The 23,048-nt window shown below is 42.6% G+C and carries 25 protein-coding genes; 11 read left to right on the top strand and 14 right to left on the bottom strand.

Translation table 11 applies throughout. The features are described from left to right. Positions 1-75: 75 nt before the first annotated feature. The 3 genes from WKF69_RS09670 to WKF69_RS09660 all read right to left on the bottom strand — a co-directional run bounded on the left by WKF69_RS09670 (position 76) and on the right by WKF69_RS09660 (position 2,754). Complete coding sequence (locus tag WKF69_RS09670) at positions 76-942, bottom strand: LamG-like jellyroll fold domain-containing protein (RefSeq protein WP_340381439.1); 867 nt, start codon at positions 940-942, stop codon at positions 76-78. A gap of 138 nt (positions 943-1,080) precedes the next feature. After that, positions 1,081-2,391 (bottom strand): nicotinamide mononucleotide adenylyltransferase, encoded by a 1,311-nt coding sequence (locus WKF69_RS09665; protein ID WP_340381437.1) that lies wholly within the window; start codon positions 2,389-2,391, stop codon positions 1,081-1,083. A gap of 96 nt (positions 2,392-2,487) precedes the next feature. Then, positions 2,488-2,754, bottom strand: a complete 267-nt coding sequence (locus tag WKF69_RS09660; protein WP_340381436.1) for an Hsp20/alpha crystallin family protein — start codon at positions 2,752-2,754, stop codon at positions 2,488-2,490. 319 nt (positions 2,755-3,073) lie between these two features. Here WKF69_RS09660 and WKF69_RS09655 point away from each other — a divergent pair, with 319 nt between their 5' ends. Beyond that, a complete protein-coding gene (locus tag WKF69_RS09655) occupies positions 3,074-3,523 on the top strand; it encodes an acyl-CoA thioesterase (RefSeq protein WP_340381434.1) in 450 nt (149 codons plus the stop codon). An 18-nt stretch (positions 3,524-3,541) separates the two neighbouring features. Here WKF69_RS09655 and WKF69_RS09650 read toward each other — a convergent pair whose 3' ends face one another. After that, positions 3,542-4,939 (bottom strand): FAD-linked oxidase C-terminal domain-containing protein, encoded by a 1,398-nt coding sequence (locus tag WKF69_RS09650; protein WP_340381433.1) that lies wholly within the window; start codon positions 4,937-4,939, stop codon positions 3,542-3,544. Then, positions 4,940-5,332 carry a dihydroneopterin aldolase gene (gene folB, locus WKF69_RS09645; protein ID WP_340381431.1) on the bottom strand — a complete coding sequence of 131 codons (393 nt, stop codon included), beginning with the start codon at positions 5,330-5,332 and terminating at the stop codon, positions 4,940-4,942. Between the two features lie 43 nt (positions 5,333-5,375). Between folB and WKF69_RS09640 the strand changes: the two genes are divergently transcribed. Next, the gene (locus WKF69_RS09640) at positions 5,376-6,140 is read left to right on the top strand and encodes a DUF1080 domain-containing protein (protein WP_340381429.1); all 765 of its coding nucleotides are present in this window, start codon (positions 5,376-5,378) and stop codon (positions 6,138-6,140) included. Positions 6,141-6,193: 53 nt separating this feature from the next. Here WKF69_RS09640 and WKF69_RS09635 read toward each other — a convergent pair whose 3' ends face one another. Next, complete coding sequence (locus WKF69_RS09635; RefSeq protein WP_340381427.1) at positions 6,194-6,517, bottom strand: hypothetical protein; 324 nt, start codon at positions 6,515-6,517, stop codon at positions 6,194-6,196. A gap of 184 nt (positions 6,518-6,701) precedes the next feature. Here WKF69_RS09635 and WKF69_RS09630 point away from each other — a divergent pair, with 184 nt between their 5' ends. Together WKF69_RS09630 and WKF69_RS09625 are read left to right on the top strand one after the other, a co-directional pair. Beyond that, a complete protein-coding gene (locus WKF69_RS09630; protein WP_340381425.1) occupies positions 6,702-7,472 on the top strand; it encodes a Ku protein in 771 nt (256 codons plus the stop codon). A 66-nt stretch (positions 7,473-7,538) separates the two neighbouring features. After that, positions 7,539-8,990: a M48 family metalloprotease gene (locus tag WKF69_RS09625; protein WP_340381423.1), complete on the top strand. Its 1,452-nt coding sequence runs from the start codon at positions 7,539-7,541 to the stop codon at positions 8,988-8,990. Between the two features lie 87 nt (positions 8,991-9,077). Here WKF69_RS09625 and WKF69_RS09620 read toward each other — a convergent pair whose 3' ends face one another. The 4 genes from WKF69_RS09620 to WKF69_RS09605 all read right to left on the bottom strand — a co-directional run bounded on the left by WKF69_RS09620 (position 9,078) and on the right by WKF69_RS09605 (position 11,285). Continuing rightward, positions 9,078-9,377, bottom strand: coding sequence for a hypothetical protein (locus tag WKF69_RS09620; RefSeq protein ID WP_340381421.1), 300 nt, complete (start codon positions 9,375-9,377; stop codon positions 9,078-9,080). Between the two features lie 174 nt (positions 9,378-9,551). Next, positions 9,552-10,457: an SdiA-regulated domain-containing protein gene (locus WKF69_RS09615; RefSeq protein WP_340381420.1), complete on the bottom strand. Its 906-nt coding sequence runs from the start codon at positions 10,455-10,457 to the stop codon at positions 9,552-9,554. A 54-nt stretch (positions 10,458-10,511) separates the two neighbouring features. Further along, positions 10,512-10,952 carry a DUF2147 domain-containing protein gene (locus WKF69_RS09610; protein WP_340381418.1) on the bottom strand — a complete coding sequence of 147 codons (441 nt, stop codon included), beginning with the start codon at positions 10,950-10,952 and terminating at the stop codon, positions 10,512-10,514. A 144-nt stretch (positions 10,953-11,096) separates the two neighbouring features. Next, complete coding sequence (locus WKF69_RS09605) at positions 11,097-11,285, bottom strand: DUF551 domain-containing protein (protein ID WP_340381416.1); 189 nt, start codon at positions 11,283-11,285, stop codon at positions 11,097-11,099. A gap of 81 nt (positions 11,286-11,366) precedes the next feature. Here WKF69_RS09605 and WKF69_RS09600 point away from each other — a divergent pair, with 81 nt between their 5' ends. Beyond that, positions 11,367-11,780 carry a hypothetical protein gene (locus WKF69_RS09600; RefSeq protein ID WP_340381414.1) on the top strand — a complete coding sequence of 138 codons (414 nt, stop codon included), beginning with the start codon at positions 11,367-11,369 and terminating at the stop codon, positions 11,778-11,780. Between the two features lie 81 nt (positions 11,781-11,861). Here WKF69_RS09600 and WKF69_RS09595 read toward each other — a convergent pair whose 3' ends face one another. After that, a complete protein-coding gene (locus WKF69_RS09595) occupies positions 11,862-12,269 on the bottom strand; it encodes a hypothetical protein (protein ID WP_340381412.1) in 408 nt (135 codons plus the stop codon). A gap of 256 nt (positions 12,270-12,525) precedes the next feature. Here WKF69_RS09595 and WKF69_RS09590 point away from each other — a divergent pair, with 256 nt between their 5' ends. Next, complete coding sequence (locus tag WKF69_RS09590; protein ID WP_340381410.1) at positions 12,526-13,746, top strand: acyl-CoA dehydrogenase family protein; 1,221 nt, start codon at positions 12,526-12,528, stop codon at positions 13,744-13,746. A gap of 111 nt (positions 13,747-13,857) precedes the next feature. On the opposite strand, the gene WKF69_RS09585 is transcribed toward WKF69_RS09590, so the two are convergent. Continuing rightward, the gene (locus WKF69_RS09585; protein ID WP_340381408.1) at positions 13,858-14,163 is read right to left on the bottom strand and encodes a hypothetical protein; all 306 of its coding nucleotides are present in this window, start codon (positions 14,161-14,163) and stop codon (positions 13,858-13,860) included. A 595-nt stretch (positions 14,164-14,758) separates the two neighbouring features. On the opposite strand from WKF69_RS09585, the gene WKF69_RS09580 reads away from it, so the two are divergent. Beyond that, on the top strand, positions 14,759-15,274 hold the full coding sequence (locus WKF69_RS09580) for a DUF4352 domain-containing protein (protein ID WP_340381406.1): 516 nt from the start codon (positions 14,759-14,761) through the stop codon (positions 15,272-15,274). A 91-nt stretch (positions 15,275-15,365) separates the two neighbouring features. Here the strand turns inward: WKF69_RS09580 and lysA are convergent, their stop codons facing one another. Both lysA and WKF69_RS09570 read right to left on the bottom strand, forming a co-directional pair. Continuing rightward, a complete protein-coding gene (gene lysA, locus WKF69_RS09575; RefSeq protein ID WP_340381404.1) occupies positions 15,366-16,520 on the bottom strand; it encodes a diaminopimelate decarboxylase in 1,155 nt (384 codons plus the stop codon). Between the two features lie 41 nt (positions 16,521-16,561). Further along, positions 16,562-17,875, bottom strand: coding sequence for an aspartate kinase (locus tag WKF69_RS09570; RefSeq protein WP_340381402.1), 1,314 nt, complete (start codon positions 17,873-17,875; stop codon positions 16,562-16,564). 167 nt (positions 17,876-18,042) lie between these two features. Here WKF69_RS09570 and WKF69_RS09565 point away from each other — a divergent pair, with 167 nt between their 5' ends. From WKF69_RS09565 to asnS, 4 genes are all read left to right on the top strand, one after another. Next, on the top strand, positions 18,043-19,779 hold the full coding sequence (locus tag WKF69_RS09565) for a phospho-sugar mutase (protein WP_340381400.1): 1,737 nt from the start codon (positions 18,043-18,045) through the stop codon (positions 19,777-19,779). 38 nt (positions 19,780-19,817) lie between these two features. Next, positions 19,818-20,468, top strand: a complete 651-nt coding sequence (locus WKF69_RS09560) for an SCO family protein (RefSeq protein WP_340381398.1) — start codon at positions 19,818-19,820, stop codon at positions 20,466-20,468. Beyond that, positions 20,458-20,883: a cytochrome c gene (locus WKF69_RS09555; protein ID WP_340381396.1), complete on the top strand. Its 426-nt coding sequence runs from the start codon at positions 20,458-20,460 to the stop codon at positions 20,881-20,883. The genes WKF69_RS09560 and WKF69_RS09555 overlap by 11 nt, the downstream gene beginning before the upstream one ends. A 692-nt stretch (positions 20,884-21,575) precedes the next feature. Beyond that, positions 21,576-23,024 (top strand): asparagine--tRNA ligase, encoded by a 1,449-nt coding sequence (asnS, locus tag WKF69_RS09550; RefSeq protein WP_340381394.1) that lies wholly within the window; start codon positions 21,576-21,578, stop codon positions 23,022-23,024. Positions 23,025-23,048: the final 24 nt, after the last annotated feature.

Raw genomic sequence — 23,048 nt, 5'->3', positions numbered from 1 at the left:
CAAGTGATGTCCTCTTACTATGCACGAATAAAAAAAGCCACCGATAGATGGCTTTTTTTATTATAAACCTCCGGGCTATAAGCCGCGCATCGTATTATTATGTGATAACAATGTCGCCGCTGATACCTCATAGCCGTATACAGCCACCTTCCCTATCGCACCCTTAAAAAATGAATTCAAATCTCTTGTTGCTACCCGCATCGGAGCAGTTCCATTTCCTGGAATGATAGAATATCCTTCTAAACTGTCTGTATCACGGAGCACTCCGTTTTTGTAAACCCTCGTATATCCTGTCGGGTAGGTAGAACTGGTGTTGACTGTGTTGATAACTAAGGTATAGTGGATCCAGGTGCCCACTGACGTTGCATCCTGGAAGTACGAACCTGCACCAAGGCCTCCGCTTAAATTAAAACAGTACCCGCTTATTCGTTGCGGGCGGTCGGGGCTGTTTGCATTGTACATGCGGGCGACCCACAGGTGGTTTGATGCGGTTCCTTTGCCCATCCAATGCACGTAACCGTCGCCTTCCGTATCCGGATAATTAAGCACGTCCGGGCGCATCCACGCCTCGATGGTAAGAATGCCCGTATTGGTCACCTCCAGGAGATTATTATCCGGGATCTGGAAATAATTATTTATACCGTTAAAAATGCTTGCGGTTTCGCCATTGGGGAGCGTCGCCTGGCCTCTGCCGTCTCCAAAATACGCGCCTGTTAAATTATGGCCTGACGCATCAGACTGGTACCCTTTTGTTAACATCCAGTACCCAGAAGGGTTATGAGATAGGACCAGGTCATCATACGTGCTGGCAGCAATAGCAGACGTTTCCGGACTGGAAACAGCCTTGTTAGATTGTACCTCAGGTACATCAGTAGCCTTGCTGCAAAATGATAGAATTAGAGCTCCGCATATAAGCGGTAGGTAGGAGATTCTGTTTTTCATGATTTATTTTATTTGGTTAGTTTTAATTCATTCTCAAATAGTCCATTCATGTACAACCGGCCCTTATACCCACTTTAGTGTGAGCTCACCCGTTTCCATTGTCTAAATCGGTCCTCGCAACTCGCAACAGGTAACACATTACACTGTTTTCACATCCTTCTTATCATACTCATCAATATCAGTAATATATCCGTTTTGCACCAGAAATTCGAATAGTGGTTTTGCCTCTTTTGACACGGGCATATTCCGGGTAGTGATGATCTGATTATTTGCTTTATCAAGATATGGATAAGCGTATAATTTTGCCTTTTTACTGAACAGGTCGCTTATATAGGCTAGCAGTTCATCGGTATAATTCTCGCTGTAGTTTTCAGAGTTAAAAATATTTCTCAAATTGGAGATGTTGGTTGAGATACCTACACTTTTGGGATTACATCTTGAAAGGTATTGAGCAAGCTTGTGGTTCCGTGCAAAATCGGATACTATCACATGATTGCCGGTAGCGCATAACTCTTCTGCCCGCTTTGCAAATTTTTCCAGTTCTTCATTGCCGATTTCTGCTGTGTCGTCTAGAAAGTTCGTCATAAGGACTTCTATCAGCACGACGATGTTTTTATCATCCACTTTTTGAGACCGCTTAAACTGTTCAACTGCACGGTTAAACAAATCAAAATTAGGGGTTGATTTCTGACCAAATTTTGTGCGAAGGATCATGACGTCCTTTTTGTAAAGGACATCTTTTGACTGCCGGGCTTCACCCTTTGGATCGAAGATGGCCGCACCGGAAAAATCCTTTGCTATAAGATATAAATTAACCAGTCGGTCGTTTGCATTTTTAAACTGCGGGCCGTTAATGCTGATAAGGTCAATTTCAACAGATCCCACTGAAAGATTATCTACAAGCGATTCGATCATCGCCTGCAAATCATCGTTGTAATAGTAAGCCGCATAAACAAGGTTTACTCCGAGAACGCCGAGTACATTCTGCTGAAGATTAGAATCACTGTCGAGCAACCTGACATGGAAGACAATTTCATGAGGTTCACCGCCGGGTGTCAGCTGAAAGCGGATACCCAGCCATCCATGCGGGTCGTTAGTCTTATTAAAATTTAAGGTAGTAACGGTATCCGCGAAAGCGAAAAAAGTTTTATTCTCATATTGCGGACCATGAAGGCGCTCTGACAATAAACCGTACTCATGGCGGATCATCTTATCAAGCCTGGATTCAGAAACATACCTGCCTGATTCTTCTGCACCGTAAATGGAATTACTAAATACCATGTCGTATGCCGACATTGTTTTAGCAATAGTTCCTGATGCTCCACCTGCCGTAAAGAAATTTCTAGCTACCTCCTGTCCTGCGCCAATTTCCGCAAATGTTCCGTAAATGGCTTCGTCCAGGTTTATTTTAAGCGCTTTCCGCTTATTTTCTAAAATTTCTCTCGGCATGGGGGCAAATCTACAATTTTTGATGCTGACTGGAAAAAAAGAAAAGGCAGCCTGATAAACAAGCCGCCTTTCTAATCAACAAACCTAAACTTAAATTTACTTAACTGAGATCTCTCTAACCTGGATCTTAGCTTCTTCCTTTTTCGCGAGTGTTACGAATAATACCCCATCGGTATATTCCGCCTGTATGTCTGCCTGGTCGGCAGATTCAGGCAAAGTGAATGTTCTTTTAAAAGAATTATAGTTAAACTCTTTCCGGTTGTATTTCTTAGCCCCAGCTTCTGCTGCTGCGTCTATCTTTTTATCTGTAGAAATCGTTAACTGATCCTTTTCAACATTGATCTTAAAATCATCTTTCTTCAATCCCGGCGTCGCTAGCTCAACATGAAACTCATTCTCGGTTCACCTATGTTAACTGAGGGAACACGGGAAATTAAGCTTTTTGACAAGTATGGCTCCGGATTGAAAAGCGAACCGAAAACGTCTGAATAAGGTGATTTCAAGGCACCATTTTTTTGCCCGTTAGTGAATTTTACTAGTGTCATTTTTATATCCTCTAATTGTTAGTAATTATTTTCTCAGAGGACAGAACAATAGATATACCATCGTGTTATCAGTACAGAATGCATAGCCGTTCGATGACAAAATGGCATTATTTTAAATTTAGACACGACAGAGAGACATGTGCACAATAGAGGGATATCATTATAAAACATCAATTCCTATTCGATTCGCGGACATCGACGCTTTCGGGCATGTGAATAATGCAACATATTTAACCTATTTCGAAATAGCCCGATCGGTGTATTGGAAAGAAATAATCAGGTGGGATTGGAAACAAGTGGGAATCATCGTCAGAAAATCGGAAATTGAATATCTAAAACCGATTCTACTCAATGACGAGATTTATGCATACGTGCGAACTTGTAGGATTGGAAACAGCAGCTTTGATGTGGAATATATCCTTGTAAAAAAGATCAACGGGAAAGAAGAGATCTGCACCAAGGGTTTAACGAGCTGTGTTGCTTATGATTATAATTTGAATAAGACGGTACCTGTCCCGGCATACCAGAAGAACAAAATGAGGGATTTTGAAACTCCTAGTGTTCGATCTCCAGAATTTCAGGTTTAGCAACTAATCGTTCCCTCTTTAGAATATTTTACCCGGATTAAGTATACCTTTTGGATCAAATACTCCTTTAATCCCCCGCATCAAATTCATATGGCCTTCCGAATATTTGATACCCATAAATTCACGCTGTACCAAACCGATCCCATGCTCACCGGATATTGTTCCGCCGAGGGAAACAGTAAGCTCGAATATCTCGCGAATACCTTCCTTAAGTTTCGTATTCCAGTCGGCATCACTCATAATTCCTTTAATAATATTAACGTGCAAATTGCCGTCTCCGGCATGCCCATAACACACAGAATCAAAACCGAAACGCAAACCTATTTGTTTTATTCCATGAATTAGCCTGGGCAGCTCAGCGCGTGGAACAACAGTGTCTTCTTCCTTATAAATTGAATTCGACTTCACAGACAGCGGCATAGTGCGCCGCATCCGCCATAAAGCTTCCTTTTGTGCCGAAGTATCTGCCAGCAGAACGTCTGCACAACCATGGGCTTCCAATGCTCTGTTAATCTTTTCAGCCTCGATCATTAAGAGATCCATATCGTCACCGTCTACTTCGATCATCAAAAAGGCTTCAATGCCGGGTTTCAGATAAAACTGAAAATGGTCGTATTCAATTACCCACTCGACACCTCTCCTTTCCATAAACTCTAATGTTGATGGAGTAACTCCGGTCATAAATATAGATGAAACAGCGGCACAGGCTTCTTCGTTAGTAGGAAACGAAGCGAGCATTACCAGGTTTTGAGTAGGCATTGGTATCAATTTCAGCACCGCTTTGGTGACAATACCAAGCGTTCCTTCCGATCCGATCATCAGCTGCGTAAGATTATATCCCGAAGCATATTTAAGGGTGTTGGCGCCGGTCCAGATAATTTCCCCATCCGGCAAAACTACCTCCAGATTTAAAACATACTCCCTTATCGTTCCGTACTTAACAACTCTTGGACCGCCGCTTCCATGGGCGATATTACCTCCAATGAAACAAGAACCTTTACTTGAAGGGTCAACCGGATAAAACAATCCCTTCTCGGCCGCTGCGTTCATGAACTCTTCGGTTATAACCCCGGCTTCAAGAGTCGCCTGAAAGTTTCGCTCATCTATTTCAATAATCTTATTAAGTTTTTCCGTTGACATCAGTAAACCTTCATGAACCGCCAGTGCGCCGCCGCTAAGTCCCGTTCCGGCACCACGCGGTGTAACAGGTATCATGTTCTCGCTGCACAATTTCAATAGTTCAGAAATTTGACCGGCATTTACCGGACTTGCTGCAACCTGAGGATAAAAAACAAGATCTTCCGTCTCATCATGAGCATACTTCTCGAGCTTATCCCGATCCGTAAAAATGTTTTCTTCTCCTACTATCTCAGTAAATCGCTTAAGAAGCTGATCTGATATTCTGTTAAATGCCATTTAGCGGTTATAGGTTAGTTCTATTGCGGAATTCTTAACGTCCCCGCCCAAGGGGGGGTGCATCTTACGGATAAGCACACGAATGTGTTTAACGGCTAAATACTCATGCCTGATCTGTTCAAGGATAGCATGGGCGACAGTTTCAAGAAGCTTACGGGGTGTTTTCATTTCTTCAGACACGATATTGAACAACCTCTCGTAATTCACAGTATTGGAGATTTCGTCTTCTCCTGCTGAATAAACCTCGAGCTCTGTATCTACGTCAATAATAAATTCCGTCCCCAGGATCTGCTCTTCAGGATAAAAACCATGGTATGCAAAAAATCGCACACCTTCTAAACTTACCTTTTGCCTGATCATTCCCATGAAACAAAAATAAAGTATTTTGAGCATAGTGTTTCGTTTCGTTATATTGGGTTGCATTAAAATCCAGACCATGAAAAAATTCTCCTGTTTCACTACCGCTATATTGCTGACAGCCCATCTCGCAAATGCTCAGGGTGGAAATCCTAAAGACACAGAAGTGTGGACCCCGGTTCCGAAGATCATAGCTGCCCCGGTAAATACTCAGGTCGCTCCGCATGATGCAATCATTTTATTTAATGGTAAAAATCTGAATGACTGGGTGACAGTAAAGGACAAATCAGCGGCCAAATGGACGGTTATTGATAACATGTTCACTGTCAAAAAAGGCACTGGAAATATCCAAACTAAAAGGTCATTTACAAATTATCAGCTTCATATTGAATGGAAGATCCCTGTGAATATTACCGGTGATGGGCAAGCGCGCGGAAACAGCGGTCTATTTCTTGCATCAACCGGTACCGGAGATGGAGGTTATGAATTGCAGGTTCTGGATTCTTATAATAACGTTACCTATAGCAACGGTCAGGCTGGAAGCATTTATAAACAATTTATTCCTTTGGTAAATGCATCAAGAAAGCCTGGTGAGTGGCAAACGTATGATGTGGTATGGACAGCACCGGTGTTTAATGATGATGGCTCTGTCAAATCTCCAGCGAGAGTTACTGTTCTGCATAATGGGGTTCTCATTCAGAACAATATCGAGCTCAAAGGAGAAACTGCTTACATCGGTGCACCGGTTTATAAAAAACACGGGCCTACTCCGATCAAATTGCAGGACCATGGCGATCCTAGCCTGGCTATAAGCTTTAGAAATATCTGGGTCAGAGAGTTGTAGCAGGACTGCGACCCCCACATCGTTACTTAACTGTTCCGGACTGTTAAAGACGTTTACAGATCAAGAGAAATTTCCTCATCCGGACTTCCGAAGACGAACGGCGCAACCGGAACTGCCGCGTTCTTCAGCTTGATGCTTTCAACTATCTGAAATACGTCTTCCGGGCTTCCCCATACAAAAGGCGCGACAGGAACCTGCATTTTCGCAACATCTGGTGCTGCCAGTTCCAAAGGTACATCTTCAGCCGGATCTCCCCATACAAAAGGTGCTGCTGCGACTGCCTGATTCTTATTTTTTCTAGTCTTTTTGAAATCGTCGGCGTGAACAGATGCTGACATAAATACTAATGCTGATACTAAAATTATTAAGTGTTTCATGATAGGGTTTGTTGTTTGTTTGATCAAAAGTACCTTCACACCCTTCACCCTCCAACGACTATTAGGTTAAGCCAATCAGATACTCGGTAAAATGCCGGATCAAACCGGCAAAGTAATTTCTGGTCCTGGGGGAATGGGCAAACCATTTCATTATTAGAATGTTCAATCTAAAGAGCCTTATATTATGAGAGCAATTTGGAAAGGTTCAATAGGTTTTGGCCTTGTAAACATCCCGGTAAAATTATACTCAGCCGTTCAAAACAGCAGCCTGGATATGGATATGCTTGACGGCAGAGATCATTCGAGAATAAAGTTCCAACGGATCAACGAGAAAACCAGAAAAGAAGTTCCCTATGAAAAGATCGTTAAAGGATATGCCATTGACGATGATTATGTTATTCTTGATGATCAGGATTTCGAAGATGCCAGTCCTGAAAAGACTAAGATGATTGAATTGGAAAATTTCGTTGGTATAGACGAAATCAACCCAATTTATTATGAAACCTCTTATTATTCCGAACCGGAAACGCAGGGAAGGAAAGCTTATGCCCTTTTACTTCAGGCACTGTTAAAGTCAAAGAAAGCCGGAATCGGCCGGTTTGTACTTCGCAGCACCGAAAATTTGTGTGTACTTCATGCACTGGATAAAGTGATCGTAATCAGCAAGATCAGGTTCGCAGAAGAGATAAGATCAATGGAAGATATCCTGACCCCGACTGATATAAGTATCAACAAAAAGGAGCTGGATGTCGGCCTGGCACTTATAGATCAATATACGTCGAAATTTAAAATAGACCAGTTTAAGGATGAATATACAAGCGACCTGCTTAAGATCATCAAGGCAAAGGCGAAGGGTAAAAGGCCGTCCATCAAAAAGCTTAAACCAGAAAAGGCTTCGAGCGACGACTTATACTCTCAATTAATGGAGAGCCTGAGTTCCCGCAAAGGAGCCTAACGGCATTCAACTAAAATACTAACTAATCACTTAATTATTTACTTAAAACGCTTACTCACACTTACTATGAAAAGATCTATTTTATTTGGCTTTTTAACCGGCTCACTGTTTCTGGTTAATGCCTGCGCAGTGAATCCCGTAACGGGGAAAAAGCAAATTGTCCTGATGTCTGAGGCGCAGGAAATTGCAATGGGAAAAGAAGCAGATCCCCAGATCATAGCACAATATGGCCTGTATGAAGACCCGGATCTTCAGGCCTTTATTACACAGAAAGGCAAAGCTATGGCAGCTGTGTCGCACCGTCCAAACCTTCAATACGAATTTAAGATTGTTGATTCTGAAGTTTTGAACGCTTTTGCTGTTCCAGGTGGCTATGTTTACTTTACAAGAGGAATAATGGCTCACTTTAATAATGAAGCTGAATTTGCGGGTGTCCTGGGACATGAAATAGGACATATAACAGCAAGGCATACCGTATCGCAGCAAGCTAAAGCTATGCTCGGACAAGTTGGATTGATTGGCAGTATGATACTGGTTCCTCAGCTCGGCGAATTTGCTCAACCTTTATCGCAGGGACTAGGCGTGCTGTTTCTAAAGTTTGGCAGAGATGCTGAGCGCCAGTCGGATGATCTGGGCGTCGAGTACTCAACTAAAATAGGATACGATGCATCAGAGATGGCTGGTTTCTTTAACACGCTGGAAAGGAAAAGTGCAGGAACCGGAAAAGGAGAGCTTCCTGACTTTTTATCTACACACCCAAATCCGGCCGACAGGAATGTTGCAGTCAATAATTTATCTGTGGAATGGAAGAAAAAGTTAAACCTTACCAATCCCCAGATTAATCGCGATAGTTACCTGAGAAAGATTGATGGAATTATTTATGGTGAAGATCCAAAAGGTGGTTACCTGGAAAACAACGTATTTTATCATCCTGCGTTGAAATTTCAGTTTGCCGTACCTCAAGGCTGGAACTACGAAAACACCCCGCAGCGTGTGCAGATGGCACCAAAAGACGGCAGAGCTTTGATGATGATGACCCTGGCACCGGCAAAATCTCTTGATGAGGCTGCAAATGCCGTGGTTCAGCAAAATAATTTACAGGTACTTGAATCCAACCGGGTAAGCGTGAATGGCCTGAACGCTATCTATATGGTAGCTGATGTAAAACCACAGCAACAAGGACAGGCTTCTAGCGCCAGGACTATGACCTACCTGATCGAATATGGAGGAAATATTTATATGATACTTGGAGCTTCATCTCCCAACGACTTTAATAACTATGCTCAATATTTCTCTCAGAGCATGAAGAGTTTCAGACAACTTAGTGATGCTCAAAAGATCAATAAGCTAGCTGATCGGGTAAGAATAAAATCTGTTAAGCAGGCCGGAACTCTGCAACAGGCGCTAACCAGTTACAGTGTCCCTCAAAATCGCCTGGAAGAAGTTTCAATACTCAACGGAATGAACTTAACTGACCGCGTTGCACAGGGATCACTTATCAAAGTTATCGCCCAATAGATATTACCCCCCAAATAAAAAGCCCGGATATCTAATAGATATCCGGGCTTTTTATTTGGCGTCTGGCCAGGTTAAATCGTGAAAGATTTAAACATCATTTTCGCGCTCAACCTTTTTAGTTACTGTAACGCGATCTGTCGTTCCTGAACTAGAAGCAGTGCTGCTGCTGTTACTACGCACTAAAGCAACAATTATGATTATAAGAACTGCTGCTCCTACGATCCATACCCAAGGCTCCACGGTTGTAGTTTCTGTAGTTACCGAACTGCTGGATCGCGTTGTTGTAGACGAGCTTGTGCTATCCTGTGCATTTACCATTAAACTGGTAAGGGTTAGAAAAAAGATTGCTGACAAGCTTTTTAGGTTAATTGGTTTAAGGGTTTCCATTGAATCTCTGTTTAGTTAATAAATAGTTAATACCTCAACATCTATAGGACAAAAAAGTTTCCTTAACTGCTTTTGTAATTGCTAAATTTTTTAATAATGATGTTTAAATGCATTTAAAGCCTTTCATTCCATCTCATAATGTCCGGTAATTCGGCTTTGATCAACAAGCGGCGACTATTTATTTTTCAGCTCGACCTGTAGTATATTTCCCTCACCGTCACCACCCTCGTTAGATATATACATCTTTCCATCCGGGCCAAACGACAAGCCTTCCGGCTGAGGAAAATCAGGGCCTTTCAGTTTATATAACGACCGTATTACGCCCTGTGCACTCATAATTAGAAGCTTGGGTTTTGTACCCTCCAGCACATAAATTTCTCCAGTTTTAGGATGAATATCTATGTCGGAAGGATTGATTGCATTTTTAGCCTTCTTAGCATCTTCAAAGATCGAATGGTTGAGATCAATCTTATAAACTGGTGTCTCTGACATCGTCTTTGTTCCAAGGTTAAATGCATAAATGCCTTTGTAATCCTGGCTACCAGGATCAGCTGCCTTTACCGCTACAAGTAGTCTGTTATTTTTCTTGTCATAGGCAAGGCTTTCACTATCCTGTTTCTTGGCGAGCGTAGTTGTATACATTTTAACTTTTCGCTGATCGCTTGAATAATTTTCAACACCGAATATTACCCCATCTGCACGCAAGACGTATATTGTGTTTCCTACGACGGCAACCCCTTCGTAATCTCCCTTCGGCCCGAATGGAATCTCCTTGTCTATTTTATTCTGACGAGTGTTATACAAGTACACTGTCCCAGCTTCATCCTGGACACAGGCAAAGTGGTCCGCGTCAAGCCATGCAATACCGGAAACCTCATGCAGTTCATTCGGTAAGATCCAGCTGATAAGAACCTTTGCATCCTGGTCTTTATCAACATCAAGAAGATCAGTCTTCTCCGATTTCTCTGATCCTTTTCCTGATTTGTCGTCTTTGCCTCCTTTATAGACACGGAACGCAACGGCTAATGCGAGCGGAATAACAATTAAAGCAATAATTTTAATAGGAGTCTTGTCTATCATTTTATGTCAAGTTAAACTTACAAGTGTGATTGGTAGGTTATTCTAAGCAATTCTCTATTTAACTCTGGTCCATACCTGGGTCATGCCTATTAAGCTGATACCCATAAAAGCTCTGATCTCCAAAGCACCGCTTTCGCTGATAGATAATTTACAGCTATACTTTTTGCCTGATCGCGGATCATAAACCGTCCCGCCTTCCCATACTCCGGCACCTTTATAAGTGAAATCACTTAAAGCTTCAACGCCAATAAGTGGCTGGTTACGCTGAGACTCCGAAGGATTATTTTGATCGGTTTTAGGCTTGCCCGCTTCATCATTCTCTTCTCTGAGCCAAACTATCTTCCCGTTATGATTTTCGCCGGTCTTAAAGATCCGTACTCTGACGCTTCCATGTCCGCTTTGCCACACACCAAGCACTGCATCAGCGCTCTGTGCCATACAGGGTATGCAAAACAGAAAAGGCACCAACAAGGCTAATATTATTTTAAACTTCATATTAGACGTAATTATTACGATGTCTGCATGCTTCATTTGAGGTGAAAGCAGGTCAACAGCATGTCCGGCTATTCTGCAAAAACAATGCCGGGCAAATAACAACTACCTATAAAATGGTGTTACATCGGCAAGACCGGTGTCCCTTTAGGATTTTGAAGGGAAAGCTGGCAGAGTCATCCAATGAGTAAAGTCTTCCAGAGAGACCTTATCATTTGCCACAACAAACTTGTGATACTTTTCACTGTAATACCCAAAATATATCTGTCCGCCGTCAAACAAAAGCACATCTTTTGCCTGCTCAGGTAATTCGTCTTTTACTATTTTCCAAACCATAATGTAAAGATATAACTAGCTATTGCATTTGTCATAGTAAAATATTAATTTTCTATTAACTAAACACAAAACCACAACAACATGAACACAAAAACATTAATTAGCGGGATTGTAGCAGGTATTGTTGCTTTCTTCGCAGGCTTCTTGATCTATGGGATCATTATGGACAACTATTTTACATCCGCGATGCCCACCTACCCGGGACTTATGAAAGATCCGGGGGACATCTGGGCAATTGGAGTAGGAAGTGTGATCTGGGGAATATTACTGGCCTGGCTCTTAAATTCAGCCGGTGTGGTAACAGCTGCCAGGGGCGCTACCTACGCGGCTATAGCATTCTTTTTGTACGCCCTTGGATCTTGCTTTATCGTATTCGGTCAAATGAATATGTTTCCTATTGAGGGAATCTTTATTGATGCACTTTGCTCTGCTATTATGATGGCTGCTGCTGGTGCTGTTGCCGGATGGATGCTGGGCAGGCCTGTGAAAAACTGAAAGCTGAAAGGTGAAAACTGAAAGCTGAAAGAGTTACGAAGATCGTCTTAGGGGATCCAAGTTAGCTTCAACTTTCAGTTTTCAGTTTTCAAGAACAACAATTTCAGCCGGTACATCAGTATCCGGATCTCCTAAAACGAATGGTGCTACCGGTACTTTTGCGTTTTTCACTTCGATATATCCCAGTCCTTCTGGCGCCTCGTTATCGGGATTTCCGTAAATAAATGGCGCTACAGGGACAGATAACCTGTTAATTTCACTCACACTTAAAGCATCGTCAGGAGAACCCCAAACAAAGGGTGCCACGGGTACCAGAACATTGTTCTCTTCCGATAAACTCGCTGGAGCTTCTTCCTCAGGGTCTCCCCAAATGAAAGGTGCAACAGAAACTGGAGATGAATTCTCTCTGTTCTTAATTTTATCGTCAGCTGAACTGTTTAATGTCATTGCGATAAGTACGATAGTTGATAGAGTGTATATAGTTTTCATAATTGTTTGGTTTAAACTTTCTTTGTTTGTTTTGTTGATCAAATGTACCGCTGTATCCACCCCTGGCCTATTGTTAATTGGCAGGACGAGACAAATATTCGGTGAAAGCGGGGGTTTCTTCGGTGGAAATATAAAAGCGGAAAGCCGGAAGCGGAAAGCCGGAAGCGAACAGCTTTAAGCTTCAAGCTTTAAGCTTTCCGCTTTATAGCCTGCTCTCGTTCCTCATATTTTATTAGTTTTGCGAAAAGAATTCCTTATGCCATCAGAAACTGAAAAGCTTAACGCGATACACAGATCATCTAAAAAAGATCTGTATGAAGCTCCTGACTACTATTTGATAGATGAATTACTAAGCGACGAGCATAAGCTTGTTCGCGATAGTGTGCGCAACTGGGTGAAGAAAGAAGTTAGTCCGGTGATTGAGGATTTCGCCCAGAAAGCACAATTCCCTAAGCACCTGATACCGGGCCTTGCTGATATTGGCGCCTTCGGTCCTACTATTCCCGCTGAATATGGCGGGGCCGGTCTTGACTATATCTCTTATGGATTGATCATGCAGGAAATCGAGCGTGGCGATTCAGGGATCCGGTCTACCGCATCTGTACAAGGCTCTTTAGTGATGTATCCTATATACGCCTATGGCTCTGAAGAACAAAAGAAGAAGTATTTACCCAAGCTGGCTTCCGGTGAGTTTATAGGCTGTTTCGGTTTGACTGAACCTGATCATGGTTCTGACCCGGGCAGCATGACAACCAATATTAAAGATAAAGGCGACCATTATCTGCTTAACGGCGCTAAGATGTGGATCTCCAACTCTCCCTTTGCCGATATCGCTATTGTATGGGCTAAGAATGAAGAAGGCGTTATAAAAGGACTGATCGTAGAAAAAGGAATGGAAGGCTTTACTGCTCCCGAGATCCACGGCAAGTGGAGCCTCAGGGCATCAGCCAGTGGCGAGCTAGTATTTGATAATGTTAAAATCCCTAAAGGAAATATGCTGCCCAATGTCTCCGGCCTGAAAGGTCCGCTGGGTTGTCTTAACCAGGCTCGTTATGGCATCGCCTGGGGAGCTCTCGGTGCTGCTATGGATTGCTACGACACTGCACTGCGTTATTCAAAAGAACGCATTCAATTTGGCCGTCCTATTGGCGGATTCCAATTACAGCAAAAGAAACTGGCTGAAATGATCACCGAGATCACAAAAGGCCAGCTGCTGGTATGGAGGCTCGGTGTATTAAGAAACGAGAACCGCGCAACACCTGCACAGATCTCCATGGCTAAACGTAACAGTGTGGAAACGGCAATGAATATCGCCCGCGAAGCACGCCAGATCCTGGGAGGAATGGGAATTACCGGAGAATACCCGGTGATGCGCCATATGATGAACCTGGAATCCGTAGTTACTTATGAAGGAACTCATGATATCCACTTATTGATTACAGGGATGGATGTAACGGGAATTAGTGCTTTTGAATAGCAAAGAAAGAAGTATCAGGTAGCAAGTATCAGGTAGCAAGACTGGGCGGATAATAGCACGGATAGTCCTTTTTAACTTATTCACGATTCTGGGAAATAGGCTCCCATGGAATCAGCCGTTATTGTTCTTGTGCTCCTTCAGATAGGCTGATATCGCAGCATTATACACTTTGCGACCAGGTTCGATAGTAGCCTGGAAAGCTGCTTTCTTTTGAGGATCTCTAATAATAGACTTAGCATAAGCTATTGCTCTCGCAAACAAGCTTTGTTCAGCCTTCTGGCTCTCATTAAACGTAACATTGCTCATGTCCGGATAACTGGATAAAAAAGTCTTATCCCCGTAGGTTTTTAACACTACTTGCTTGCTTATCTGACCGCTGAGGCCTTGCACAAGAACGTTTTTTTTAATACGCGCCATAATCACGTTTTTAATCTCATAGCCAGAGCAACCTTGAGGCTAGCCCAACTCATGCTCACTTTTAAGCATAAGCTAAGCGTTCACCATCCTACGTTCATCCTACGTTCATCCTACGTTGATCCTACGTTGATCCTACGTTGATCCTACGTTGATCCTACGTTGAAAGGTTAGCTTAGCATTGACTAAGCCTTAACTGGGCATTACCCCACAAGGTACCAAAGACTACTTTAATCCTAATATAACAGTTTACTGCCGGCTTTCAAAAGAGCTAATTCCCTTTTAAAATTTCGGCACCTGTACATTATCGTCACCCGGTCCTCTCTCAGATATATAATGCGTAACTTTAGTAATGCTACCACAATTTAACACTAGTTTCTTCCACTATAAATTCAGATAAGCGATTTTCAAATTCTATTTGTACACTTAAAATAGCTAAAGGCGATTCAGCAAAAGCTTGTAATATTGGTTTATGAAATCGTTCGTAATCCATAGTAAATAATATCTGGGCAAATAAGTTATACTTTTTCGATATTTACAAGAAAAAACATAAAATAAGATTTATCAGCTGCGTCTTTTTTATCTCAATCTACGACAAATGAGAAATTATATCCTGGGAGTGATACTCCTAAGTTTATCCGCTTGTGGATCTTCAGAAACTGTAAATATAGAACCCACAGACAGTGTTTCAACTTTATCCACACCGGCACAATATTTAGCTACCGATACGGTCAGAGTTAATGATTTTAAATTCAAAATACGAGCTACCGGATTTAATAAAGAATTAGGAACCGATTACAATTATAAAACTGCTGACGGGGTCTATTACATCATTAAACTAGATTATACTAACGAAAGCTACGAACCAAGAAAATTGTATAATGGGCAATTCAGTTTAAGAGATGAGGATGGTAATCAATACAATATCTCGCCCGAAGGTAGTACAGCGTTGAGTTTGGACGGTTCTAAATTAATTTCTGTAGAAGAGTGTGGGCCTAAAATAAAGAAAACAGGATGGTTATGTTTCGAAGTGCCTAAAGAGCAAACCTACTACCTCAGTATCAGTAAAGAAGACGGATATGATTATCTTGCTTATATTAAATTACGGCCCTGAAGTATATTTAGGTTACGATAATGCATAGGTGCCAAAATTTCTATGCCCCCGGTCTTGATACTAGATACTAACTACTCGATACTTAATTCTCCTACCCCGAATACTCCGACCTTACAATATCCCGCAAATTATAACCGGACGCCATTACCTGGCCATACGCACCAGCTGTTCTAAGTACAACGATATCGCCCCGTTTAGATACAGGAAGCTCAACTTCTTTGCCCAGCCAGTCTGTGCTTTCGCAGATGGGCCCGACTACGTCGTACTTCACTGTTTCTCCGTTCTTATCAGCGCTAACATTCTCTATTTTGTGATAGGCCTGATAGAGTGCCGGCCGCATCAATTCGGTCATTCCAGCATCAAGGATGAGGAAATTCTTTTTCAGTCCGTTCTTTACATACAATATCCGGCTGACCAGGTTACCGCATTGAGCAACCAAAGCCCGGCCTAACTCAAAATGTACCTCCTGGTTAGGTTTTCGGTCGAGGAACTTATCGAATATCTCGAAGTAGCTCTCAAAGTCATTAACAGCTGCTTCATCTGGATTATGATAATCTACCCCAAAGCCGCCGCCAACATTCAATATTTCCAGCTGAAAACCATGCTCCTCAAACCATTGGCTGAGTTCGTTTGCCTTCACACACAGGCTCTTAAATATATCAAGATTTGTTATCTGCGAACCAATATGAAAATGGATACCAATCAGTTTTAGATTCGCCGACTTTCTTAACTCCTCCACGCATGCTTTAAGCTCCCACTGATTAACACCAAACTTATTCTCTTCCAGGCCGGTAGTAATATAATGGTGCGTGTGTGCATCAACATTAGGATTGATCCTTATAGCTACACGGGCAGTTTTTCCGCGTTTAGCAGCCAGCTCGTTAATAATTCCAAGTTCCTGGACCGACTCTACATTAAAGCAGTAGATATTATTGTCTAATCCTTCAATTATCTCCCTATCCGCTTTACCAACGCCAGCAAACACAACTTTACCCGGATCGAATCCAATCTCTATTGCCTTTTTGACTTCGTTGCCACTCACGCAATCTGCGCCGAATCCTATTTGTTGTATGGCTTTCAGTACGCGCTCGTTGAAATTAGCTTTGAAAGCATAATGTACATGAAACCCATACTTGTCTGCAGCAGATTTGCAGGAAGCTAATGTCCTCTGCAACAGCTCTAAATCATAATAATAAAACGGGGTCTCTAACGCCTCAAAACGCGTTAATGTGTTCTGATCTAACATATCTATTTTCTATCAGCCTTTTGGGCTGAACTGATGCAAGGTTATTCAAATAAACGACTGTGAAGTGAGCGAAGTGCTTCAACCTTATGCTTGTCGTCTAGCAGCATTGAAATGTTATAGCTGCTTCCGCCATAAGATATCATCCTGATAGGAATATGCTTCAGCGCCTCGAAAACACGCGACGCATAGCCGTGCTTGTCGGCACCAAAGTCGCCTACAACACAAACTATGGTTTGATTACTGTCCACTTCAACCGTACCGAAATTATTCAGCTCCTTTATAATATCGTCAAGGTAACGCGTCTCGTCGATAGTAACAGATACAGCCACTTCGGATGTAGTGATCATATCGATTGGAGTTTTGTATCTCTCAAAAACTTCGAAAACACGTCTTAAGAAACCATAGGCAAGAAGCATCCGGCTCGACTGGATTTTGATCGCTGTAATTCCATCCTTAGCGGCAATGGATTTTATTTTCCCCCGCTCGCTGTCATTAGTTATGAGTGTTCCGCCAGCCTCAGGCTCCATCGTGTTAAGCAAGCGAACCGGCACCTTATATTTTTGGGCAGGGAAAACACTTTGGGGATGAAGGATCTTAGCGCCGAAATAGGCCAGCTCGGCAGCTTCATCAAACGACAACTGGGCAATTGGCTTTGTTCCCTTAACAACCCGCGGGTCGTTATTGTGCATACCGTCGATATCAGTCCAGATCTGGACCTCTTCCGCACGGATTGCAGCTCCTATAAGAGAAGCGGTATAATCACTGCCTCCTCTTCTCAAATTATCAACTTCACCAAATGCATTTCTGCAAATATATCCCTGGGTGATAAATAACGTCTCGGACGGATCTTCATCGATAAGGGGCTGCAGGTGTTCAGTAATATATTCGATTACAGGCTCGTTATCCTCATCGATCTTCATGAAATTTAATGCAGGAAGGAGCCGTGATCTTACACCTATTTCTGTAAGATATATATGATATAATGTTGTTGAAATCAGCTCACCCTGTGCAAGGATGACCTTTTCCTCTATTGTCGTAAAATGCTCGTTGGCGAAAGATGAAATAAGGTTGAAATGATACTCAATCAGTTCCTTTCCATTCTCCAGTCCTTCTTCAGTAGAAAAAAGCTCCTTGATAAAGATGTCATATTTATCCTTGAGGACATTGGTGAGATCAGAAGCCTTCTGTTTATCTCCGGCCAGATAAGCCTCGGCGATCTCGAGGAGGCTGTTGGTAGTTCCTGAAACTGCAGATAGGACAACAATTTGTCTATCCTGCGGTTGGATAATGTCTAATAATTTTTTAATGCGATCGGGACTGCCGACTGACGTTCCTCCGAACTTTAGTACCTTCATTTAATTGTTGAATTTTAGATTGCAGCAAATGATTTTTATACTTGTGCAATGCGCGGCTAAAAATAAGAAAAAGACGCTAAAATTCTGCCATTAGTTGAACTTAATTGGCAACAAAGACTCTAATTCGCGGTTATCTAGAAATATATTAGGAAAAGAATCACAATTTCATGCAAAACTTAGAACCATCTGTCTCAAATAGAATAAATCAATGGCTGGAAGGCAGCTATGATGCTGATACCAAATCCAGAATTCAAGATTTACTCGATAAACAGTCATATACAGAGCTAACAGATTCCTTTTATCGTGATCTGGAGTTCGGAACAGGGGGACTTCGGGGAACAATGGGGCCGGGAACAAACCGCGTCAATAAATATACTATCGGCTCGGCTACCCAGGGTTTGTGCAATTACCTTCTTAAGAAATACCCGGGCGAGAAGATTAAGGTTGCTGTCGCTCATGATAGCCGGAACTTGTCGGATTTCCTTGCGAATGTTACAGCAGAGGTTTTCTCTGCAAATGGCATCCATGTTTACTTTTTCAAGGAGCTCCGCCCTACTCCTGAACTATCTTTTGCCATCAGGCATTTGGGCTGTAAAAGCGGCGTGATGATCACTGCATCTCATAACCCTAAAGAATATAACGGGTATAAAGCATATGGTGCCGATGGCGGGCAGTTTACAGCACCCGACGACAAGATGGTAATGGACGAAGTTGCGGCGGTAGGGAGCATCGACAATGTTAAGTTTAACCGTGTTGATGAAAATATCGAATTGATATGTGATGAAATAGACCAGCTGTATTTAGACAAGATCACTGAGCTTTCGGTTTCCCCGGATGCGATCGCACGCCAGAAAGATCTTAAAATAGTTTTCTCACCAATTCATGGAACTGGTATAACACTGGTACCAAAAGCGCTAAAGCAGTTCGGATTCACAAACGTCACTATAGTAGAAGAGCAGGCCACCCCTGACGGTAACTTCCCTACAGTCGTTTACCCAAATCCTGAAGAAAAAGAGGCGTTAACCCTAGCCCTGGCTAAGGCTGCGGAAATAGATGCTGATCTTGTATTAGCTACAGATCCTGATGCCGATCGCGTTGGTATAGCTGTCAAAAATGAGGATGGGGAGTTTATCCTCCTTAACGGAAACCAGACCGGCAGCTTGCTGATCAATTACATGCTGAGTGTTTGGGAAGATCAGGGCAAATTAACCGGTAATGAGTATATCGTTTCAACGATTGTCACCACTCCCCTGATCATTGATATTGCTAAGTCTAAAAATGTGGACTTCTATGAGACACTGACAGGGTTTAAATGGATTGGCGCTCTAATGACTAAGCTTCAGGGCAAGAAAACATTCATTGCTGGCGGAGAAGAAAGTTACGGCTACCTCGTGGGTGAACTTGTACGGGATAAGGATGCCGTTATATCCTGCGCGTTTATCGCTGAAATGACGGCCTACTATAAAGACAAAGGAAGCAGCCTTTACCAGGCGATGCTTGATATGTACCAAAAATACGGGTTCTATAAAGAGAAGCTCGTCTCCATCACTAAAAAGGGTAAAACAGGAGCCGAAGAGATAAAAGCAATGATGGAGAGCTTCCGCACAAATACACCACTTAGCCTTGGTGGTTCCAAAGTAGTGACCCTCAAAGATTACGAGCTTGGTAAGGAAACTGATGTCATTTCAGGCAGCTCGAAGAAGCTGGATTATCCTAAATCTGATGTGTTGCAATTTATTACAGAAGATGGCTGCATTATATCAGCGCGGCCGTCGGGAACTGAGCCTAAGATCAAGTTTTACTGTAGTGTAAAAACGGAGTTAAAGAGCAAGGGTGATTTTGCGGCAAAGAACAAGGAGCAGGACGAGAAGATAGACAAAATTATGGCAGATCTGACGGCTTAAGCGCAACGTTATTATCCTGAAGGGAGTATATTTGCGGCATGAAAAAGACATTGTTGTTTTTGCTTGCATTATTTATTCTTCAGTCCTGCTCCAATAAAACTGAAAAGAAGCTTCCCATCTTAGGACAGCGTGAACCAGTTGAAAATACGGTTGACGGAAAAACTGTTGTTGATACAGTTTACCAGACCATCCCGCCTTTCAGTTATCTTAATCAGGATAACGTTGTAATTAGCGACAAGGATTTTGACAATAAGATCTATATCGCTGATTTCTTCTTTACAGCATGCAATACCATATGTCCAATTATGCATAGGAATATGCTGGAGGTCTATAAAAAGTTTAAGGATAATCCTAACGTTAAGATTCTTTCCCACTCAATTGATATAAAACACGATGTACCCTCACGTCTAAAAGCCTATGCTACTAAGCTTGGTGTGGAAAGCAGCAAATGGGCATTTGTTAACGGATCAAGAGATTCGATCTTTAACATTTCAGCTAAAAGCTACCTGGTAGCAGCTTACGAGGATAATGCAGACCCGCAAGGCCTGGTGCATCAGGGCTGGTTTGTTCTTGTCGACACTAAAAAGCAGCTGCGTGGAGCTTATGATGGGACAAAAGGGGACCAGGTAAAGCAAATGATGCTTGATATGGAAACGCTACTTGCGGAAGAAAAGCTAAATGAGAAATAAGGTGCTTTATATTTCAGCATTCTTATTCATAGGGCTAATACTCTTTCAGGCCTGCAGCAATGAACAGGAACTCAATTACCAAAGATACTTTGTTAATGGAAAAGGGCTTTACGAAAAGAACTGCCAGAATTGCCACGGAGCAGAGGGCGAAGGCCTTGGCAGGTTATATCCTCCCCTGACAGACACCGTTAGCCTATCTAAAAACAAGTCTATTCTAGCCTGTATCATAAAAAACGGCCTTTCTGAAAAAGCAGATGCTCATGATGTGAGTTACGAAACTGAAATGCCCGGGAATGCTTCTTTGCCTGATATCGACATCGCACAGATCATTGTATACGTTACTAACTCGTTTGGCAACAAGCAGGGGTTTTATGATCAGATGGAGGTTACCTCTGATCTGAAAGGCTGTGATTAATTAATGCCAGCACTGGTTTATATAGCGATGTACTATTAAAAAACAGGCAATTGGAGGTTCCAGCCTGCCTGCCGGCAGCTACTGTTTGGACACATCTTTTGTTGAAAGGACTCCCTAGTGATGAAATTAAATACGGTAAACGTATTTTAGGACTTACAGCCTTTTAGGCATCACGCTTTCCGCCGCTGGCGGGGGCAGGGGCAATGTCATTAACTTAAGGGACGGGAGGTTCCCACTTTCGTGGGAATGACAAAACTTTTTAGGGTAATCGGGAGATTCCCGCCTTCCGGGAATCGCAGCACGGAATTGTACCATAAAATTACCGCGCCAGAAGACACGATTAAAACGTAAACACTATCAGATAAAGATCACTTAGATTCCAGCGAAGGCTGGAATCTCCCCATATCTCCCACACGGCATTGTCATTCCAGCGGAGGCTGGAACCTCCAAAAATCTCCGTATACTCGTCTAGACCACAGCAGCCGTACAAATCTTAAGTTAATGACATTGGGGGCAGGGGGTGGATTTCCGTTAAATTTCATGGTCATCGCTAAACGATGCTAATCGTAGACAGAGTCTTTGTTGCTGAGGCTCTCTTTCGATGACACGCTTGTGTCTTGATACTTGATACTTTCTCCTTCCCAGTTGCGGTTAACAGAACGATTTGTATTTTTGCAGCTCAATAAAAACACATGGCTAAGCGTACACGGATTAAAGATCTCTTAAATACTACAGAATTTGGGCAACAGGTAACTGTTATGGGCTGGGTAAAAACTTTTAGAAATAATCAGTTTATTTCTATTAATGACGGATCCAGCATCAACAACATCCAGGCCGTAGTAGACTTTAATTCAACCGATGAGAGCCTGCTTAAGAGATTGACCACCGGAGCTGCAATATCTATCGAGGGCGCTCTTATTGAGTCACTTGGGAAAGGCCAGCGCGTGGAGATTAAAGTAAGCAAGCTGGAGATCCTTGGTGATAGTGATGCTGAGAAATTTCCTTTGCAGCCAAAAAAGCATAGCCTTGAGTTCCTGCGTGAGATAGCCCACCTGCGCTTTCGCACAAATACCTTCAATGCCGTATTTAAAGTGAGGCATGCTCTGGCTTATGCCGTCCATAAGTTCTTTAATGATAAGGGATTTGTTTACATGCATACCCCTATCATCACGGCTTCCGATGCCGAAGGTGCTGGCGAAATGTTCAGGGTTTCTACTTTTGATCCTGACAACATTCCTCGTAACGAAGACGGAACGATAAACTATAAAGAAGATTTCTTTGGTAAAGCTACCAACCTGACAGTATCCGGTCAGCTGGAAGGTGAATTGGCGGCAATGGCTTTTGGCGATATATATACCTTCGGTCCAACATTCAGGGCAGAAAATTCCAATACTACCCGTCACCTGGCAGAATTTTGGATGATAGAACCTGAGATGGCCTTCTGCGACCTGAATGATAACATGGATCTGGCGGAAGAGCTTTTAAAGTACCTGATTAAATACGCTATTGACAACTGTTCTGATGAGCTTGAATTCCTCAAATCCCGTTTGCTGGAAGAAGAAAAGCAAAAGCCGCAGAACGAACGTTCTGAATTTGACCTGTTAGCAAAATTGAATTTCTGTCTTGACAATGATTTTGAACGCCTGACTTATACTGAAGCAATTAGTATCTTAAGAAGCTCCAAGCCTAACCAGAAAAAGCAATTCAAGTATCTTATTGATGAATGGGGTGCCGACCTCCAATCAGAACATGAGCGTTACCTTGTAGAGAAGCACTTCAAAAAACCTGTAATACTAACAGATTATCCTGCCGAGATTAAATCGTTCTATATGCGTTTGAACGAGCCTGATGCAGAAGGAAGGACCACAGTTAGGGCAATGGATATCCTATTTCCGGGCATAGGTGAGATCGTCGGCGGATCACAGCGCGAGGAACGTCTTGACAAACTGGAAAAAAGAATGGCAGATCTTGATATACCCAATAAGGAAATGTCGTGGTACGTAGATACGCGCCGCTATGGAACAGCTCCGCATTCCGGCTTCGGACTTGGATTTGAGCGCCTGGTGTTGTTTGTTACGGGTATGACTAATATCAGGGACGTGATTCCTTTCCCAAGGACGCCAAAAAACGCTGAGTTTTAGTTTCATGGATTAGGACAAACGGTT

The sequence above is a fragment of the Daejeonella sp. genome (genome assembly GCF_037719425.1).
GTDB lineage: Bacteria > Bacteroidota > Bacteroidia > Sphingobacteriales > Sphingobacteriaceae > Daejeonella.
The sequence above is the reverse complement of the archived record's forward strand: the minus strand, read 5'-3'. Positions and strand labels throughout refer to the sequence as shown.

What these genes read in the sequence shown, in the direction of transcription:
- WKF69_RS09670 (WP_340381439.1), bottom strand. Translation starts at nt 942, where the DNA reads ATGAAAAACAGAATCTCCTACCTACCGCTTATATGCGGAGCTCTAATT.
- lysA (WP_340381404.1), bottom strand. Translation starts at nt 16,520, where the DNA reads ATGTTAGATCAGAACACATTAACGCGTTTTGAGGCGTTAGAGACCCCG.
- WKF69_RS09650 (WP_340381433.1), bottom strand. Translation starts at nt 4,939, where the DNA reads ATGGCATTTAACAGAATATCAGATCAGCTTCTTAAGCGATTTACTGAG.
- WKF69_RS09555 (WP_340381396.1), top strand. Translation starts at nt 20,458, where the DNA reads ATGAGAAATAAGGTGCTTTATATTTCAGCATTCTTATTCATAGGGCTA.
- WKF69_RS09620 (WP_340381421.1), bottom strand. Translation starts at nt 9,377, where the DNA reads ATGGAAACCCTTAAACCAATTAACCTAAAAAGCTTGTCAGCAATCTTT.
- asnS (WP_340381394.1), top strand. Translation starts at nt 21,576, where the DNA reads ATGGCTAAGCGTACACGGATTAAAGATCTCTTAAATACTACAGAATTT.
- WKF69_RS09585 (WP_340381408.1), bottom strand. Translation starts at nt 14,163, where the DNA reads ATGGCGCGTATTAAAAAAAACGTTCTTGTGCAAGGCCTCAGCGGTCAG.
- WKF69_RS09640 (WP_340381429.1), top strand. Translation starts at nt 5,376, where the DNA reads ATGAAAAAATTCTCCTGTTTCACTACCGCTATATTGCTGACAGCCCAT.
- WKF69_RS09600 (WP_340381414.1), top strand. Translation starts at nt 11,367, where the DNA reads ATGAACACAAAAACATTAATTAGCGGGATTGTAGCAGGTATTGTTGCT.
- WKF69_RS09590 (WP_340381410.1), top strand. Translation starts at nt 12,526, where the DNA reads ATGCCATCAGAAACTGAAAAGCTTAACGCGATACACAGATCATCTAAA.
- WKF69_RS09580 (WP_340381406.1), top strand. Translation starts at nt 14,759, where the DNA reads ATGAGAAATTATATCCTGGGAGTGATACTCCTAAGTTTATCCGCTTGT.
- WKF69_RS09615 (WP_340381420.1), bottom strand. Translation starts at nt 10,457, where the DNA reads ATGATAGACAAGACTCCTATTAAAATTATTGCTTTAATTGTTATTCCG.
- folB (WP_340381431.1), bottom strand. Translation starts at nt 5,332, where the DNA reads ATGCTCAAAATACTTTATTTTTGTTTCATGGGAATGATCAGGCAAAAG.
- WKF69_RS09655 (WP_340381434.1), top strand. Translation starts at nt 3,074, where the DNA reads ATGTGCACAATAGAGGGATATCATTATAAAACATCAATTCCTATTCGA.
- WKF69_RS09605 (WP_340381416.1), bottom strand. Translation starts at nt 11,285, where the DNA reads ATGGTTTGGAAAATAGTAAAAGACGAATTACCTGAGCAGGCAAAAGAT.
- WKF69_RS09570 (WP_340381402.1), bottom strand. Translation starts at nt 17,875, where the DNA reads ATGAAGGTACTAAAGTTCGGAGGAACGTCAGTCGGCAGTCCCGATCGC.
- WKF69_RS09565 (WP_340381400.1), top strand. Translation starts at nt 18,043, where the DNA reads ATGCAAAACTTAGAACCATCTGTCTCAAATAGAATAAATCAATGGCTG.
- WKF69_RS09595 (WP_340381412.1), bottom strand. Translation starts at nt 12,269, where the DNA reads ATGAAAACTATATACACTCTATCAACTATCGTACTTATCGCAATGACA.
- WKF69_RS09665 (WP_340381437.1), bottom strand. Translation starts at nt 2,391, where the DNA reads ATGCCGAGAGAAATTTTAGAAAATAAGCGGAAAGCGCTTAAAATAAAC.
- WKF69_RS09610 (WP_340381418.1), bottom strand. Translation starts at nt 10,952, where the DNA reads ATGAAGTTTAAAATAATATTAGCCTTGTTGGTGCCTTTTCTGTTTTGC.
- WKF69_RS09560 (WP_340381398.1), top strand. Translation starts at nt 19,818, where the DNA reads ATGAAAAAGACATTGTTGTTTTTGCTTGCATTATTTATTCTTCAGTCC.
- WKF69_RS09630 (WP_340381425.1), top strand. Translation starts at nt 6,702, where the DNA reads ATGAGAGCAATTTGGAAAGGTTCAATAGGTTTTGGCCTTGTAAACATC.
- WKF69_RS09635 (WP_340381427.1), bottom strand. Translation starts at nt 6,517, where the DNA reads ATGAAACACTTAATAATTTTAGTATCAGCATTAGTATTTATGTCAGCA.
- WKF69_RS09625 (WP_340381423.1), top strand. Translation starts at nt 7,539, where the DNA reads ATGAAAAGATCTATTTTATTTGGCTTTTTAACCGGCTCACTGTTTCTG.